Below are 15634 nucleotides of genomic sequence, written 5' to 3'. Positions count from 1 at the left end.
CCCGCTCGCATTCGAGGCCAAGGTGGCATAATGAGATAGGTGACCGGCACGAAACCGTTACAAGTCCAATTCGGTTTGAGAAGGCCTTCGGCATTAAGGCGGACACCCTGATGCATATGCAGACGACTTATGATCTGGCTCAGGCCCGCGCTCATGCCGATGACATCGTCGTCGATAAGGTTCTGGTCGCAGCCTGAAAGGTCAGGGTGGAACCGTCAGTCTGATGCGAAACCTTCTCTTCCGGTCAAAAGGGCATTGTCAGCTTAACTCTCACCGGGTGAACCGAGGTTTGCCCATCCGAACCACCATCTCGTCCAGGTGCCATACGCGGTCGCTGCGCTCCGCGAGCAGATCTTCAAAATCGCGCAGGCTTCATCGCGAAGCGAAAATAGAGCCAGACCGCATAGCGGATCACATCTAGCGGAAACCTATGTCGTTTGAAGCTTATCTCTCAGCACCCTCATCCTACCTAGGGAGAGCGTTTCGGCTTAGCCGCAATGACTTTTCGATTGTCATCACTGGGCCTATTTCACGCGTTCAGCTGAGGATGCTGGCAGGCGATCAATCCTGCGGACCATAGGCTGCGCAGAAGACCTTGACCGCCTCGTTGACATCCGCCGCGATCGTTGCGGCGTTGGGCGGTTTCTGGTCGCCGATCATGTGGATCTGGTAACAACCGGACTGACACAGGGCGATGAAGTGCTGGGCGGCGCGGAATGGGTCGGCACTGCTGCGCAGCAACCCGCGCCGCTGCAGTTCGGCAAAATATTCGGTCGTGATCCGCCAGCCCCGGGCCAGGCCCTGTTCATGGAACATCTGCCCCAGCCCCGGAATGTCGCGCGCCTCGCCCGTGACAATGCGCATCAATGCGGTAATCGGCGGCGATGTGAGCGCGGCCAGCAGGCGCTCGCCAAACACGGTCAGCGAGCGGTCCAGCGGCTGGTTCAGGACCAGTGATGCGGAAATGAACTCGGCATATTCGTCAACCAGATCCTCGGCTACTGCCATGAACAGAACCGGCTTGCTGGGAAAGTAGGACCACAGCGTGGTCTTGGATCCCCCCAGCCGCGCCGCAATGGCCGACATGGAAACCGGCTTGTAGCCCTGATCGAGAAACATCTCGCGCGCCGTCGCAAGGATTGCCTTGCGGCGCGCGCCTCCTGCTCCATGCTCTCGTTCTGTCATGCAGTGATACTAAGCAGTATCATTTGCATTGACAACCGCCCGCATATCCGTAAGAGGCAGCACAATGATACTGCGCAGTACGGTTTTATGATCAGGCACACTCAAGCGTTGCTGGCAATGCTGGCATTGACCGGCTGTGCGTCCATCCCGCAACTGGATGCGCCGCCTGCCCTGCGCGATCCGGCAACCTTGTCCCTTGGCGTCAGGCCAGCCGCCGCGCCGGGCTCGTTTCCTGACGATCGGTGGTGGACGGCCATGGGCGACCCGGCGCTGGACCGCCTGATGGAAGAGGCGCTTAGTGCTTCCCCCGATCTTGCCGCCGCCCAGGCCAGAGCGCGCCGCGCTCTGGCGTTTCAGGCTCAGGCGAAAGCGGCGACGCTGCCTGCCTTGGGCGTTGAAGGCAGTGCCGGTGCGATCCGGCAAAGCCAGAACCAGGGGTTCCCGCCGGGCCTGATACCGGGAGACGTGCGCGATCAAGGGCGGATCGGCGCGCTGCTGGAATTCGATCTTGATCTGTGGGGACGAAAGCGCTCGGCCCTTGCCGCAGCCACTTCCGCCGCCATGAGCGCGCAGGTTGACGTGGCCCAGACCCGCCTTTTGCTGCAGGCGGCAATCGCATCGGCCTATGCCGATCTTGCCGGCCTGTTCGCCAGCCGGGATCTGGCCGAAGCGCGCTTGAAAAATGCCGGGGACGAACTGGCGCTGCTCCAGGCGCGGCAGGCCCGCGGGCTGGAAAACAGCGCGGTGGTCAGCGAAGCGGAAGGCCAGCTGGCCCGCACCGTGGCCGAATTGAAAGCGCTGGATGAGGCCATTGCCCTGACCCGGAACGCACTGGCCGCACTGGCTGGAGCGGGACCTGAACGAGGGCAGATGATCCAGCGGCCGCAGCTTGCTGTGCGGCAAGACCTTGCCCTGCCCGGCGATCTTCCGCTCAATCTGGTCGGTCGCCGTCCTGATCTGGTTTCGGCGCGGCTGCGTGCGGAAAGTGCCTCGGCGCGGATCGGGATCGCGCGGGCGGCGTTCTATCCGGACATCAATCTTGTCGCGCTGGTCGGCTTTCAGGCTATCGGGCTGGACAACCTCTTCCAGGATTCGTCACTGATCGCCAATGCGGGGCCGGCCCTGCGCCTGCCGATTTTCGATGGCGGCGCGGCGCGCGCCGGATACCGCGCGGCGCGGGCCGATTATGACGAGGCAGTCTCGCTGTACAATGCGGCCCTGATCACGGCGATCCGTCAGGTTGCCGACGCTGCGGCAAGCAAGGCCAGCCTGACGGACCAGATCGCCGCAGCGCAGAATGCGGTGAACGCGGCGCAGCGCCAGCTGGCCGCAACGCGGCAACGCCACGCCGCCGGACTAGACGATTTGCGCAGGACCCTTGCCGCAGAGCGTGCGCTGATCGGCGCAAGGGCGGCGCTCTCCGCGCTGAATACCCTCAATCAACAGGCCGATATTGCCCTGTCCGTCGCCTTGGGTGGCGGTTTTGCAGAAACCCCTGAATACAAGCCGGAAGCGAACCGATGAACAATCCCGACAGCGCAAGCAATCTGGCCAATGACAGCGATGCTCCACCGGCCCACCGCCGCAAGACAATGCTGATGCGCCTTGCCTTGGTGGTCGGTCTGGCGGCTGCGGCATGGAGCCTGTGGTACCTGCTGTTCGAACGCGGCATGGCCAGCACCGACAATGCTTATGTCGCGGCGGATTCCGCGGTAATCACGCCGCGAATTGCCGCCGCTGTCGCGGAAGTCCGGGTAACCGACACCCAGACGGTCAAGGCCGGAGACGTGCTGGTCCGGCTGGACGATGCCGATGCCCGGATCGAGCTGGTCGCGGCAGAAGCGGCGCTGCGTCAGGCGCGGCAACGCTTTCTTCAGGCCCAGGCCAATGGCCGCAGCCTGAACGCGCGGGTGACCGGGGCCATGGCCGATATCGGCCAGGCCCGCGCCCGTCTTGCCGCAAGCGAAGCCGAATTGCGCCGCGCCGAGGATGCGCTGGCGCGACGTCAGGGTCTGGTCGGGTCCGGCGCAGTGGCGGGCGAGGAACTGGCCCAGGCCCGCGCCGCAGCGGCCAGCGCCCGGGCCAATTTCGAATCCGCCCGCAGCGCCGTCAATGCTGCCGAAGCAGGCCGCGCCGCGGCAGGCGGCAGCGCAGAGGCCAATGCCGTGATTACCGGAACCGGCAATATCGAGGCCGATCCGGACGTCGTGGCGGCCAAGGCCCGGCTTGATGCGGCCAGACTGGCTGTGGACCGCACCGTGATCCGCGCGCCGATTGCCGGAGTGGTTTCCCAGCGGCAGGTCCAGACCGGACAGCAGGTTGCGCCGGGCGCGCCGCTGATGCGGATTGTTCCGCTGGCCCAAGTCTATGTCGATGCCAATTTCCGCGAAACCCAGTTGCGCGGTGTCCGGATCGGACAGAGCGCCGAGCTTACCTCGGACCTGTACGGGTCCGGCGTGACCTATCGCGGCAAGGTCATCGGGGTTGGCGCAGCATCGGGCGCTGCCACGGCGCTGATCCCGGCCCAGAACGCCACTGGCAACTGGGTGAAAGTGGTGCAGCGCGTGCCCGTTCGGATTGCCCTCGATCCCGCCCAGCTGAAGCAGCACCCGCTACCGATCGGAGCCTCGATGGAGGCCGAGATCGACACTCGGGACTGAAGCCATGGCAAACCCCGGCCAGACCGTTGACGGCAGCGCAGCATCCTCGCCGGTGCCGCTGACCGGGCTTGCCCTGTTTCTGGCCGCCTTTGCACTGGCGCTGTGCAATTTCATCGTGGTTCTGGACATCACGATTGCCAACGTTTCGGTGCCGCATATTTCCGGCGGACTGGCGGTGTCACCCAGCCAGGGGCTGTGGGTGCTGACGTCCTACGCCGTTGCCGAAGCGATCACCGTGCCGCTGACCGGCTGGCTGGCCGCGCGTTTCGGAACGGTTCGCACCTTGATCCTGTGCGTCGCGGGCTTCGGCTTGTCGTCGTTCCTGTGCGGGATTTCGCCCAGCATCGAATTGCTGGTGCTGAGCCGCGTGTTGCAGGGGCTTTCGGGCGGGCCGATCATGCCTTTGACCCAGGCGATGCTGACCCGCATCTTTCCCCCGGAAAAGGTGCCGATGGCCATGGGCCTGTGGGCCACGACCACGATTGCCGCGCCGATCTTTGGCCCGATCCTGGGCGGGTGGATCAGCGACAACTGGAGCTGGCACTGGATATTCTTCATCAACCTGCCGGTGATCGCCTTCTGCCTGCTGACATTCATGCGCAGCCTGGGCCGTTATGAAACCGCCATCGCCCGCCCGCCGCTCGACAAGACCGGCCTGTTCCTGCTGATTGTCTGGGTCAGCGCTTTCCAGATCATGCTGGAAACGGGGCGCGAGCATGACTGGTTCAATTCCGACATCGTCGTGGTCATGGCGATCATTGCTGCAATCGGTTTTGCCGCCTTCGTTATCTGGGAGTGGTATGAACCGCACCCGGTAGTCAACATCCGGCTGCTGCGCGACCGAACCCTCGCCGCTGCCACTCTGGCCATGTCGCTGGGCTATGGCGCGTTCTTCGCGACTGTCGTGCTGGTGCCGCTGTGGATGCAGCAAGCGCTTGGCTATAACGCAACCAATGCCGGGCTGGTCACGGGGTTTCAGGGGGTTCTGGCAATCCTTGTCGCGCCTTTGGCCGCCGGACTGCTGAACCGGGTGGATGTGCGCCTGACCGTCAGCCTGGGGATGCTGTGGCTTGGCCTGACCACGCTGTTGCGGCTGGCCTGGAACACGGAATCGACCTTCTGGGCCCTGGCCATGCCGCAGCTCTTGCAGGGGCTGGGGATGCCGTTCTTCTTTGTCGGGCTGTCGGCCCTGTCGATCGCGGCGGTACGGACCGATCAGGTCGCTTCCGCTGCCGGGATCGTCACCTTCAGCCGCACAGTGGCAGGCGCAGTCGCAACCGCCATCGCCTCCACCTTGTGGGTCAACAATGCGCGGGTGCAGCGGACAGAATTCGTGCAGGGCATTAACGACGCAAACGGCGCGGCGGCGGCGATGCAGGACGCTGGACTGACGCCGGGGCAAAACTACTCCGCGCTGGAAGGGATTGTCGAAATCCAGGCCCTGACGGGCGCCGCGCATTACGTTTTCATGCTCAGCTTCGCTATCTTCCTGATTTCGGTCCTGGCAGTGTGGCTGGCCCCCCGCCCCGCCAAAGCGCTGAGCCCGGGCGAAGCGCATTAGGCTTGCCGTGATCGTACCCGTAACCGAGATCGAACCGGTAAAGCTCTCGCCCGCCTTGTTGGCAGGGGTATAGCCCAAGGCTCCGGTTACATCTGCCGAGGCAAGCGACGCCCCAGTCGTGACCCGACCTTTTGATCTGCCCCCTTCTGAGTGGCCCAATTTCTATTTTAGGAATGGCCACGAAGGAGGATTGAAATGGCAAGGAAGCACAAGCCGGAAGACATCATCGGCAAGCTGCGTGAAGCGGAGATCGTGCTAGCACAGGGTGGAACAGTTGCTGATGCCTGCCGGCGGATCGGTGTTACCGAACAAAGTTATTATCGCTGGCGTAAAGAATACGGCGGCCTGAAGATGGACCAGGCCCGGCGGATGAAAGAGCTGGAGAAAGAGAATGCCCGGTTGCGCCGAGCGGTATCGGACCTGACGCTCGACAAGCTGATCCTGCAGGAGGCAGCGAAGGGAAACTTCTAAGCCCCGCGCGCCGCAGGCGCTGTATTGATCATATTAGGGGCATAATCTCGGTGTCCGAGCGACGGATCTGCCGTGTGCTGGGGCAACATCGATCAACACAGCGCAAGACGCCGCGTGGGGCTGATGACGAAGCGGCACTGACCCAGGACATCATCGCCTTAGCCAGGCAATATGGTCGCTATGGCTATCGCCGTATAACGGCTCTGCTGCGCGAGGCAGGCTGGCATGTGAGCTTTAAGCGCGTGGAGCGCATCTGGCGCCGGGAGGGGTTGAAGGTGCCGCATAAGCAACCCAAACGTTCCCGACTTTGGCTCAACGATGGATCATGTATCCGGCTGCGACCCGAGTATCCGGGGCACGTGTGGTCATACGACTTTGTTGAGGGTCGGACGCACGATGGTCGCAAGTTCCGTATCCTGTCGATTATCGATGAAGCCAGCAGGGAGTGTCTGGCCTTGCCAGTGGCGCGACGCTTGCGAAGCGAGGATGTGTTGGCAGTCCTAGCTGAACTGTTCGTTACACGGGGGCCGCCGGCGCACATAAGGTCGGACAATGGCCCGGAATTTATCGCAAATGCGGTACAGCAATGGCTAGCTAAGATCGGAGTGAAGACGCTCTACATCACACCTGGCAGCCCATGGGAGAATGGCTACTGCGAGTCCTTCAACGGCTCGATGCGTGATGAACTCTTGAACGGAGAAATCTTCTACACCCTGGCCGAGGCTCAGATCCTGATCGAAGCCTGGCGGCGGCATTACAACACCGTCAGACCGCACAGCTCACTTGGCTACCGACCACCGGCCCCGGAAGCAGCGACGCCACCATGGCTGCCCTCCGGTTCCGCTTCGCTCCACCTACGGTCACCCATGGTGCCAGAGGCAATTATGCACTAACAAACAACACGGACCACTCGGTGGGGGCCGGTCACCTCGACCTCGACCGGATGGCGGTGGCCGATCTCACTGACTGGTGTCGGAACCTGAGGCGCCGCACACACCAGTGGACCGGGATTCCGGTATCGATCGGCGTCGGGCCAACCAAGACCCTGGCCAAAGTTGCCAATCGGCTCGCGAAGAAATCAGCCAAGGCAGGCGGCGTCCTTGATCTCAGCCGTCACCCGCAATGGACGGAGGCGGCACTGCGCAAGACCGCCGTGGGTGATGTCTGGGGGATTGGGCGGCGCTGGAACGCAATGCTCGAGGAGCGCGGCATCCACACGGCCTATGACCTCGCTTGCGCCCAGGACGGCTGGGTGCGGCAGCGCATGGGCATCGTCGGCCTCAGAACAGTTCATGAGCTGCGAGGGATTGCCTGTCACGCGCTCGAGGACCAGCCCGCGCCGCGCCAGACTACATGCTGCTCCCGAACCTTCGGGGAAGCGATCCGCGACAAGGGCCAGGTTCACGATGCCGTGATGAGCTTTGCCGAACGGGTGGCCGAGAAGGTTCGGCATGCCGGACAGGTGGCGGGCGCAGTCCAATTGTTCATCCGGACCGACCCATTCGACCAGAACGCCGCGCAGAAGTCAGTGTCGGGTTCCGCTACATTCCAGCGCCCTACCAACGACACCCGCGTCATCACCGATGCCGTCCTGCGAATCTTCGATCGCATTTGGCGCGATGGGTATGGCTGGAGGAAGGCCGGAGTTTTGCTTCTCGACCTCGGCGAACCTGCCTCTGTGCCTGCGTCGCTGTTTGACATGATTGAGCAGCCTGACGGCCTGATGGCCGCGCTGGACGAGATCAACACCCGTTTCGGTCGCGGCAAGGCACGCCTGGGGTTGGCCCGCAAGGGCGGCGAATGGCGGATGCGGCAAGAAAACCTGTCGCCCAGCTTTACGACTCGGTGGGGGGATATTCCTGCCGCCAAGATGGGGTAAGAGTGCTCCATGGACGCTGCTGATCCTGACCTGCCTGATGCTGCTGTCGAACACATCAGCCAGATGCTGACGCTGGCCAAGAGCAAGCATCAAGAGGCGATCGCCATGCTCGGCACTCCTGATCCGAGCGCAGTTCCCCGACTGCGGGAGGTGCTTCGGTTGCTTGATGAGGTCGAGCTGTTGGCCGACGACGCATCGACCTACATCGAGACTGAGGTGATGAAAGCCGCCCTCAAAGATCTGCACTTTCAGCAGGCCAGCGTTCGGATGGCAATTGCCCAGCTTGAGCAATTGAAGGTGCGGTCGCTTTGGGCAACGCCCTGGCCGTGGATCACGATCATGGCTCTCGCGCTGATAATCGCCCAAGCTTTGCGGTGATGTAGCGGTTGGAACCGGGACGGTTTTTGAAGTGAATCTCGGCTCTGACCACAAAAAGGGAGGCCAAAATACCCGCAGAATTTCAATGCGATAAAGCTCTACACTAAAACCGGTGTAGTCGAGAGCTTTGGATAATATCGGCCGAGAGAGAGCTTGGCAGGGGCATATCCGGCCTGACCCGGTGGAGAGCCCTTGGCCTATAACCCTTGAAACACACGGGATTTTTCGAGCTCAACCCAAGGAATAGAACGATTCCAATAGATTGAATGGCGGAGACGGAGGGATTCGAACCCTCGGTACCGGATTTACCAGTACGACGGTTTAGCAAACCGTTGGTTTCAGCCACTCACCCACGTCTCCTGCGCGATTGGCGTCGGGCGCCTATAGCGGGCAAGCAACCTGGCTGCAATGCCTATTCCATTGGAATTTCTTCAGCGGTTTTGACTCGTTTGGGCGCGAAAGCGACTCGACTCATCGCCCGTTCATTGTGCGCAGCCTAGCGGGAGCCATAGCGTGCCATTCAAGTTTGGAGGATTGCGACATATGACAGGCCACCCGCTGAAAGTTTTCGGGAACCGTCTGGCGCTTGCCTTTGCTGCATTGCTGTTGGTCGGCCCAGCCTCGGTTGCGCCGGCGAATGCGCAAATCCAGTCTATCGACCCCAATGATGCAATCGATGCAGATCTCGGCACTCCGCCCAAGGTGGAAACGCCGAATGCATCCGATATCCCGACCGACCCGCCCATTGAAGGCGACACGACGGTGACGCCCTCGGTCGACACAACAGCCGAACCGACCACAGCGACGACCGTTCCCCAGCCGGGTGACGCCTCAACATATCAGCAAGATGACCTGATCGGTGCGGCTGAAGGCGTGTTCGGCAAGGGTGCGCAGGGGCTCGGCAAGCTGATCGAAGATATCCTCAAGAAACAGGGCCAGCCCAACGGATATATCGTCGGTCGCGAAGGTGGCGGCGCGCTGGTCGTTGGTTTGCGTTACGGATCTGGAACACTGCATCACAAGGTAGAAGGCCAGCGCCCGGTTTATTGGACTGGTCCGTCGATTGGTTTCGATGCCGGCGCCAATGCGGGCAGCACCTTTGTGCTGGTGTACAACCTCTATGACACCGAAGACCTATACAAACGCTATCCTTCGGGCGAGGGCGTGGCCTATCTGGTCGGTGGTTTCAACGCCAGCTACCTACGTCGAGGCGATGTAGTCCTGATCCCGATCCGCGTCGGGGCCGGACTGCGGCTGGGCGCCAATGTCGGTTATATGAAGTTTTCGAAGAAGCAGCGCTGGCTGCCGTTCTAAAGGCCCCGGGTCGCACCGTACAGGGGCTAATGGGCGTCCTTAGGGACGCCCTTTTTTTATTTCGCGCGGACTTCTTCCATGCGCTTCAGGTAGCGGGCCAGAACGTCGATTTCGAGGTTTACGGCGCGTCCCGCAGCCAGTTCGGCCAGCGTCGTGACATCCCAGGTGTGCGGTATGATGTTGAGCGTGAAATGTGCACGGCCATCGCTTGCGTCGATGACGCTGTTCACCGTCAGTGAAACGCCATCGACGGTGATTGAGCCTTTCTCGGCGATATAAGGTGCAAGTGCGGCCGGAGCAGCGATCGTTACTTTGTGCGAATCGCCGACCGGTTCAACCGACAACACTTCGCCAACGCCATCGACATGACCAGTGACGATATGCCCGCCCAGTTCGTCGCCCAGTTTGAGCGCGCGCTCCAGGTTGAGGCGGCGGCCTTGCGTCCACATGCCGGTTGCGGTCTTGCTGACGGTTTCGGCCGAGGCATCGACCGCAAACCAGTCTGCACCTTTATCGACCACGGTCAGGCAGCAGCCCGAACAGGCGATTGACGCGCCCATATCGACCCCACCCATGTCGTAGCCGCATTGGATGATTAGACGAAGGTCACCGCGCTGTTCGGCGGTGGTTATGGTTCCGATGTCGGTGACTATGCCTGTGAACATGGGATGGCCTCGTAGACTTCAAACCGGTTGTTGCCAAGCATCCGCGTGTCCGAAAGCTGCCAGCGGCCATGCGCTTCCGACAGATCTGCCAGCCCTATATCGCCAAGGCAGGGCTTGCCGCCTCCGATGATGATCGGTGCGCGATAAAGCATCAGCCGGTCGACCAGCCCCGCGCGCAGGAAAGCGCTCGCGGTTTGCGCGCCGCCTTCGACGATCAGGCTGTTGCAATCGAGCGCAGATATGGCATCGGGCGTGCGGATGGCCTCCCACCCCTCTGGCGCGTCGCCACTACCTAGCATGATGCGGCGCGGTGACCGGCCTTCGAGGCCGGGCAGGCGGACGTTGAGTTTGGGCGTATCGGCGCGCACCGTGCCTGCACCTACAAGGATCGCGTCGCATCGGGCACGTTCGACATGGGCATGGGCGCGGGCCGCATCGTTGGTGATCCAGCGGCTGCGGCCATCCGCCATCGCAATGCAACCATCAAGCGAGGTGGCAAGCTTCAGCGTTACATGCGGGCGGCCCTTGGTGATGCGGCTGATAAAGCCTGCAAGGCTGGCGTGCGCTTCCACCGCCATCGCATCGCGTTCGACGGAAATCCCTGCCGCGACGAGCCGGTCAAAACCACTGCCAGCCGTGCGCGGGTCGGGATCGGTCAGTGCGGCTACGACTCTCGCTGGCTTGGCAGCGACAAGCCCGTCGGCGCAGCTTGGCCCGCGTACGCTTTCATGCGCGCAAGGTTCAAGGCTGACATAGATGGTGGAGCCTTTGACCGCTGGCCCAGCTTGCTCCAAAGCCATCGCCTCGGCGTGCGGCCGGCCGCCGGGCTGTGTCCAGCCGCGTCCAATAACGATATCGTCTTTGACGATGATGCAGCCAACTGAAGGGTTGTTGCCGGTCAGGCCCTTGCCACGTTCGGCAAGTGCAATTGCGGCGGCCAGCCAGCGCCGGTCATCAGCCGAGACGGCTATTTTGAAGCTCCCAAACGTGCGGCGATCTCTGCCTCGGCCTTTTCGCGGCGGGCCGCTTCTTCCTTTCGCGCTTCGGCGTCGAGCTTCTCGACATCCATGCCGACGACGCTGCCCAGGGCCTTATAGGCTTCGCGTTCGCGCGCGCGCATCGCATCCTTGGTCTTCTGGTGCTCCCGGATTGCGGCAAGGCTTTCCTCGACAGATCGATCTGCAGGCCAGCTTTCGATATAAGTGACGGTCGGCGGTGGTGGGGTCGCTTTGCCCATCGCATCGAAATAGAACATGGTGATGATTGTCGCTGTCGGCACACAGGCCAGCAGCAAAATCATGAGCTTGCTGCCGCGCTGTTCGCGCATATAGCCAAACAGGTCGGCAACCCCGCCCTTGATCGATGCATCCTGGAAAAAACTCATTGGCCTTGTTTAGGGATTGCAGGCGCAGAATTCCAGTGGCGATGATTCCTCTCCCATGGGCGAGAGGGGCAACGATTTAAGACTTGATCGCGCAGATCACGCCTGAGGAGCTGACCACACCCAGAATCTCCGGGTCCTGCAATGCCCGGGTGCGCTTCACAAATTCCTCGATGGTGATCTGGCTTGCCTTCTTGCTCTGCAGCTTCTTGAGACCGTTGAGCTTGTTGAGTTGCATCAGCGACAGCCGGTCCACCATGCGATCTGCCATGCACGACGCCACCGGTTTGGATAGTCCGGCTTCGGTCAGTGCGGTACGGATGCGCGTTTCGGGCGTGGCGCATCCGGCCAGCGCCAGAGCGACTATTGGAACCAGCAGCGCCGCTTTCATATGCCGTGTTCCTTGGCGCGCTCGACACATTCGACGATGATGCGCTTGGCTTCGTCGACATCGCCCCAACCATTGAGCTTCGCCCATTTGCCGGGCTCAAGGTCTTTATAGTGGGTGAAAAAATGCTCGATCTGTTGCAGCACGATCGGCGGCATATCCTTATAGGTCACGACATCGGCATAATAAGGGAAGGTGGTGTTGACGGGAACGCACAGCAGCTTTTCATCACCGCCTTTGTCATCTTCCATCAACAACACGCCGATCGGACGGCATTTGACGACTGCACCCGCGACGATTGGCGAACGCGCAACGACAAGGGCGTCAAGCGGATCGCCATCTTCGCCCAGCGTGTGCGGCACAAAACCGTAATTGGCCGGATATCGCATCGGTGTGTGGAGGAATCGGTCGACGAACAGCGCGCCTGATGCCTTGTCGAATTCATACTTCACCGGTTCGCCGCCAATGGGAACTTCGATGAGGACGTTCAGGCTTTCAGGAGGATTATCACCGGCAGGGATAAGGTCGATACGCATGGGAGATGGCTTTCATGGTTGTTTTGCGCGGCCCCTAGTCGAATATCGCGCCTGACGGAAGGCTGAATAGCGGCCTATTCCCCCATATCACAAAACCCGCTAGGGACGCGCGCATTATGGCAAAAATTCAAACTCCGCAGCCGGTGCGTGGCACGCAGGATATGTATGGCGAAACCGAGGAGCGGTTCGCGCATGTCGTCTCGACTTTTGAGCGGGTGCGCAGGCTTTATGGTTTCAAGGGGCTGCAACTGCCGGTGATTGAGCCGACCGCGGTCTTCGCGCGTTCGCTGGGTGAGGCGACCGATGTCGTCTCGAAGGAGATGTACACCTTCGAGGATCGCGGCGGCGATTCGATCACGCTGCGGCCCGAATTTACCGCAGGCATAGCGCGCGCCTACCTCACCAATGGCTGGCAGCAGCATGCACCGATGAAGGTGACCGCGCATGGCCCGCTATTCCGTTATGAGCGCCCGCAAAAGGGCCGCTATCGCCAGTTCCACCAGATCGACGCCGAAATCATCGGGGCTGCCGAGCCGGCGGCGGATGTCGAACTGCTGGTGATGGCCGACCAGTTGCTGCACGAACTGGGTATCAAGGAAGGCGTGACGCTGGAACTGAACACGCTGGGCGATGCCGCCAGCCGTGATGCGTGGCGCGCGGCGTTGATCACCTATTTCAACGATCACAAGGATGTCCTCTCCGAAGACAGTCTGTCGCGGCTGGAGAAAAACCCGCTCCGCATCCTGGACAGCAAGGATCCCGACGATCGCGGCGTCGCCCATGCTGCGCCAAAGATTGACGAGTTTTTGAGCGGTGAAGCACAAGACTTTTTCGGCGCAGTCACAGCGGGATTGGATGCCGCCGGCGTCGCCTGGACGCGCAATGCAAAGCTGGTGCGTGGCCTTGATTATTACCGCCACACCGCGTTCGAATTCACCACCGACCGGCTGGGTGCGCAAGGCACCGTGCTCGGTGGCGGGCGTTATGACGGGCTGATCGAGAATCTGGGTGGGCCTGCCACGCCAGCTGTAGGTTGGGCTGCCGGGATTGAGCGGTTGGCGATGTTGATTGAGGCGCCCGTCGGATATCAACTCGATGCGATGATCGTCCTCGAAAATGACGACGGTATGCAACACGCAATCGCGTTGCTCAAACAATTGAGGTTTGCAGGCATCTCTGCCGACATGATTGCGACTGGCTCTCCAAAGAAACGTTATGACAAGGCAGTCAAACACAATCCCTCGGCAATTCTGCGGGTGAATGAAAACGGATATTACGGCATGTCAGCCGAAGGTGAGAATGTACGCCTTCTCGATTTTCTCAAAACGCTTGCATGACAGCCATCTCCCCCCAACGCATCGCACAGATCGAGGCGCGCTTTGCCGAGCTTGAGGCGCGGATGGCGTCGGGCACGCTCGAGGGCGATGCCTTTGTGCAGGCGTCGAAGGAATATTCCGAAATCGAGCCGGTAGCGAAGGCGGCTGCAGAAATGCGGTCCTTGCGCGATGAACTGGCCGGGCTGGAGGAAATGCTCGCCGGGGACGATGCCGATCTGAAGGCGATGGCGGGTGAGGAAATCGATAGCGTGCGCGCACGGATCGAAACCGCCGAGCATGAACTCGCCATCCTCCTCCTCCCCCGCGACGTTGCAGACCAGCGTTCGGCGATGCTCGAAATTCGCGCTGGTACCGGCGGTGATGAGGCGGCGTTGTTCGCGGGCGATCTTTATCGCATGTATGAACGCTATGCCGGGCTGCAGGGCTGGAAGGTCGAACCCATTTCGATGAACGCCTCCGACGTCGGCGGGTTCAAGGAAATCGTCGCTGCGGTTTCGGGGGCGGGCGTCTTTGCCAAGCTGAAATTCGAAAGCGGGGTGCACCGCGTGCAGCGCGTACCCGTCACCGAATCAGGAGGCCGCATCCACACCAGCGCCGCGACCGTCGCGGTTTTGCCTGAGCCTACCGAAGTCGATGTGCAGATCGAGGACAAGGACCTCAAAATCGACGTTTATCGTGCCTCTGGCGCGGGCGGGCAGCATGTGAACACCACCGACAGCGCGGTGCGTATTACCCACCTGCCATCGGGCATCATCGTTACCTGCCAGGATGGCCGCAGCCAGCACAAGAACAAGGAAAAGGCGATGCAGGTGCTGCGCGCGCGGCTCTATGAGAAGGAGCGTGACGAGGCACAAGGTGCAGAGGCCGAGGCGCGCAAGGCAATGGTCGGATCGGGCGATCGCAGCGAGCGCATCCGCACCTATAACTTCCCGCAAGGCCGCGTCACTGACCATCGCATCAATCTGACGCTACACAAACTGCCCGAGATATTGGAAGGCGGCGGCCTCGCCGAACTGGTTGACGCGTTGATAGCCGAAGACCAGTCTGCACGTTTGGCGGGGATGGACGCCGGATAAAAAATTTACCGCAAGAGGAGAGTGCGACGATGAAATTATACCAGTCAGTTGGCCCCAACCCACGAGTTGTCCTCTTTTATCTTGCCGAAAAGGGCCTCGAAATTGATCGTGCCTTTGTCGACATTCGCGCAGGCGAAAACCGTCAGGGTGAATGGCTGAAAAAATATCCGCGTGGCGGCATTCCCGTGCTCGAACTCGATGATGGCAGCCTGATTTCCGAAGCCACGGTGATCTGCGATTATCTGGATGAGCGCTTCCCGGAAAAGCCGTTGGTCGGCGCGACGCCCGAAGCGCGCGCAGCCGTTCGCTCGGCCATCCGCCACATCGATTACAGCATCGGCAGCCCGATGATGAACGGTTTCCGCAGCGCTGAAGGCCTGCCGATGTTCAAGGATCGCATGCTCTGCGTGCCCGAGGCGGCACCAGGCAACAAGGCCTATGCGCAGGATGGCTTGCGGCAGGCGGATGCATTGCTCGCACGTCAGCCTTTCGTTGCCGGCGATAGCTTCACCCTCGCCGATATCGCGCTGTTCTGCTGGGTCGAATTTGGCGCAATGGTCGGGCAGCCGATCCCTGATGATGCCGCGCATCTCAAGGCCTGGCGCGACAAGGTGGCAGCCATGCCGTCCGCGATCGCCAGCGCCGATCCCAAACATGGGTTGGCTGAATAAACTAACTGCAGATTTTTTGGGGAATGCCGGGACGGGTTGGTGCGAGACCAGAGAAGCAACCAACCCGTCCATGGTAATAGTGGGTGTTGAACATCCAATACTATGCAGACCCTGTGCCATTTTCACTGAATC

At 61.3% G+C, this 15634-nt stretch carries 16 protein-coding genes, 1 tRNA gene and 2 pseudogenes; 11 read left to right on the top strand and 8 right to left on the bottom strand.

All coding sequences use genetic code 11. The features are described 5' to 3' along the window. Positions 1–197, top strand: a pseudogene (locus ACFSAG_RS14360) (hypothetical protein); the annotation flags it as partial. Positions 198–300: 103 nt separating this feature from the next. Here ACFSAG_RS14360 and ACFSAG_RS14355 read toward each other — a convergent pair. Beyond that, positions 301–448, bottom strand: a pseudogene (locus ACFSAG_RS14355) (IS6 family transposase); the annotation flags it as partial. A gap of 113 nt (positions 449–561) precedes the next feature. Continuing rightward, positions 562–1185 (bottom strand): TetR/AcrR family transcriptional regulator, encoded by a 624-nt coding sequence (locus ACFSAG_RS14350; RefSeq protein ID WP_374612006.1) that lies wholly within the window; start codon positions 1183–1185, stop codon positions 562–564. Between the two features lie 87 nt (positions 1186–1272). Here ACFSAG_RS14350 and ACFSAG_RS14345 point away from each other — a divergent pair, with 87 nt between their 5' ends. The 6 genes from ACFSAG_RS14345 to ACFSAG_RS14320 all read left to right on the top strand — a co-directional run bounded on the left by ACFSAG_RS14345 (position 1273) and on the right by ACFSAG_RS14320 (position 8134). Then, positions 1273–2709, top strand: a complete 1437-nt coding sequence (locus tag ACFSAG_RS14345) for an efflux transporter outer membrane subunit (RefSeq protein ID WP_381516160.1) — start codon at positions 1273–1275, stop codon at positions 2707–2709. Beyond that, positions 2706–3845 (top strand): HlyD family efflux transporter periplasmic adaptor subunit, encoded by a 1140-nt coding sequence (locus ACFSAG_RS14340; RefSeq protein WP_381516157.1) that lies wholly within the window; start codon positions 2706–2708, stop codon positions 3843–3845. Before ACFSAG_RS14345 ends, ACFSAG_RS14340 begins: the two co-directional genes overlap by 4 nt. A gap of 4 nt (positions 3846–3849) precedes the next feature. Beyond that, a complete protein-coding gene (locus ACFSAG_RS14335; protein ID WP_381516154.1) occupies positions 3850–5406 on the top strand; it encodes a DHA2 family efflux MFS transporter permease subunit in 1557 nt (518 codons plus the stop codon). A 195-nt stretch (positions 5407–5601) separates the two neighbouring features. Beyond that, a protein-coding gene (locus ACFSAG_RS14330; RefSeq protein ID WP_381516151.1) for an IS3 family transposase occupies positions 5602–6770 on the top strand; the annotation gives its coding sequence in 2 pieces (ribosomal slippage) (positions 5602–5863 and positions 5863–6770; 1170 coding nt in all). Next, entirely contained in the window at positions 6701–7756 is a 1056-nt protein-coding gene (locus ACFSAG_RS14325) for a Y-family DNA polymerase (protein WP_381516148.1), read from the top strand. The genes ACFSAG_RS14330 and ACFSAG_RS14325 overlap by 70 nt, the downstream gene beginning before the upstream one ends. 9 nt (positions 7757–7765) lie before the next feature. Continuing rightward, on the top strand, positions 7766–8134 hold the full coding sequence (locus ACFSAG_RS14320; protein WP_381516145.1) for a hypothetical protein: 369 nt from the start codon (positions 7766–7768) through the stop codon (positions 8132–8134). A gap of 267 nt (positions 8135–8401) precedes the next feature. On the opposite strand, the gene ACFSAG_RS14315 is transcribed toward ACFSAG_RS14320, so the two are convergent. After that, positions 8402–8494 (bottom strand) — tRNA-Ser (locus tag ACFSAG_RS14315). 183 nt (positions 8495–8677) lie between these two features. On the opposite strand from ACFSAG_RS14315, the gene ACFSAG_RS14310 reads away from it, so the two are divergent. Continuing rightward, entirely contained in the window at positions 8678–9448 is a 771-nt protein-coding gene (locus tag ACFSAG_RS14310; protein WP_374614271.1) for a DUF1134 domain-containing protein, read from the top strand. Positions 9449–9504: 56 nt separating this feature from the next. Here ACFSAG_RS14310 and ACFSAG_RS14305 read toward each other — a convergent pair whose 3' ends face one another. From ACFSAG_RS14305 to ppa, 5 genes are all read right to left on the bottom strand, one after another. Continuing rightward, positions 9505–10113 carry a riboflavin synthase gene (locus ACFSAG_RS14305; RefSeq protein ID WP_381516142.1) on the bottom strand — a complete coding sequence of 203 codons (609 nt, stop codon included), beginning with the start codon at positions 10111–10113 and terminating at the stop codon, positions 9505–9507. Beyond that, on the bottom strand, positions 10098–11084 hold the full coding sequence (gene ribD / locus ACFSAG_RS14300; RefSeq protein WP_417766384.1) for a bifunctional diaminohydroxyphosphoribosylaminopyrimidine deaminase/5-amino-6-(5-phosphoribosylamino)uracil reductase RibD: 987 nt from the start codon (positions 11082–11084) through the stop codon (positions 10098–10100). Before ribD ends, ACFSAG_RS14305 begins: the two co-directional genes overlap by 16 nt. Beyond that, positions 11081–11497 carry a hypothetical protein gene (locus ACFSAG_RS14295; RefSeq protein WP_374614275.1) on the bottom strand — a complete coding sequence of 139 codons (417 nt, stop codon included), beginning with the start codon at positions 11495–11497 and terminating at the stop codon, positions 11081–11083. The genes ribD and ACFSAG_RS14295 overlap by 4 nt, the downstream gene beginning before the upstream one ends. Before the next feature lie 76 nt (positions 11498–11573). After that, positions 11574–11885 carry a hypothetical protein gene (locus ACFSAG_RS14290; protein ID WP_374614277.1) on the bottom strand — a complete coding sequence of 104 codons (312 nt, stop codon included), beginning with the start codon at positions 11883–11885 and terminating at the stop codon, positions 11574–11576. Further along, positions 11882–12418 carry an inorganic diphosphatase gene (gene ppa / locus ACFSAG_RS14285; RefSeq protein WP_381516137.1) on the bottom strand — a complete coding sequence of 179 codons (537 nt, stop codon included), beginning with the start codon at positions 12416–12418 and terminating at the stop codon, positions 11882–11884. The genes ACFSAG_RS14290 and ppa overlap by 4 nt, the downstream gene beginning before the upstream one ends. 116 nt (positions 12419–12534) lie before the next feature. Here ppa and hisS point away from each other — a divergent pair, with 116 nt between their 5' ends. From hisS to ACFSAG_RS14270, 3 genes are read left to right on the top strand one after another with little or no spacing between them, the layout of a single operon-like run. Then, the gene (hisS, locus tag ACFSAG_RS14280; RefSeq protein ID WP_381516134.1) at positions 12535–13755 is read left to right on the top strand and encodes a histidine--tRNA ligase; all 1221 of its coding nucleotides are present in this window, start codon (positions 12535–12537) and stop codon (positions 13753–13755) included. After that, positions 13752–14831, top strand: coding sequence for a peptide chain release factor 1 (gene prfA, locus ACFSAG_RS14275; RefSeq protein WP_374614282.1), 1080 nt, complete (start codon positions 13752–13754; stop codon positions 14829–14831). Before hisS ends, prfA begins: the two co-directional genes overlap by 4 nt. Before the next feature lie 29 nt (positions 14832–14860). Further along, entirely contained in the window at positions 14861–15502 is a 642-nt protein-coding gene (locus ACFSAG_RS14270) for a glutathione S-transferase family protein (RefSeq protein ID WP_381516130.1), read from the top strand. Positions 15503–15634 lie beyond the last annotated feature (132 nt).

It is taken from the genome of Sphingorhabdus buctiana (assembly GCF_042680825.1).
GTDB lineage: Bacteria > Pseudomonadota > Alphaproteobacteria > Sphingomonadales > Sphingomonadaceae > Sphingorhabdus_B > Sphingorhabdus_B buctiana.
This window is presented reverse-complemented; position numbering and strand designations above follow the sequence as displayed.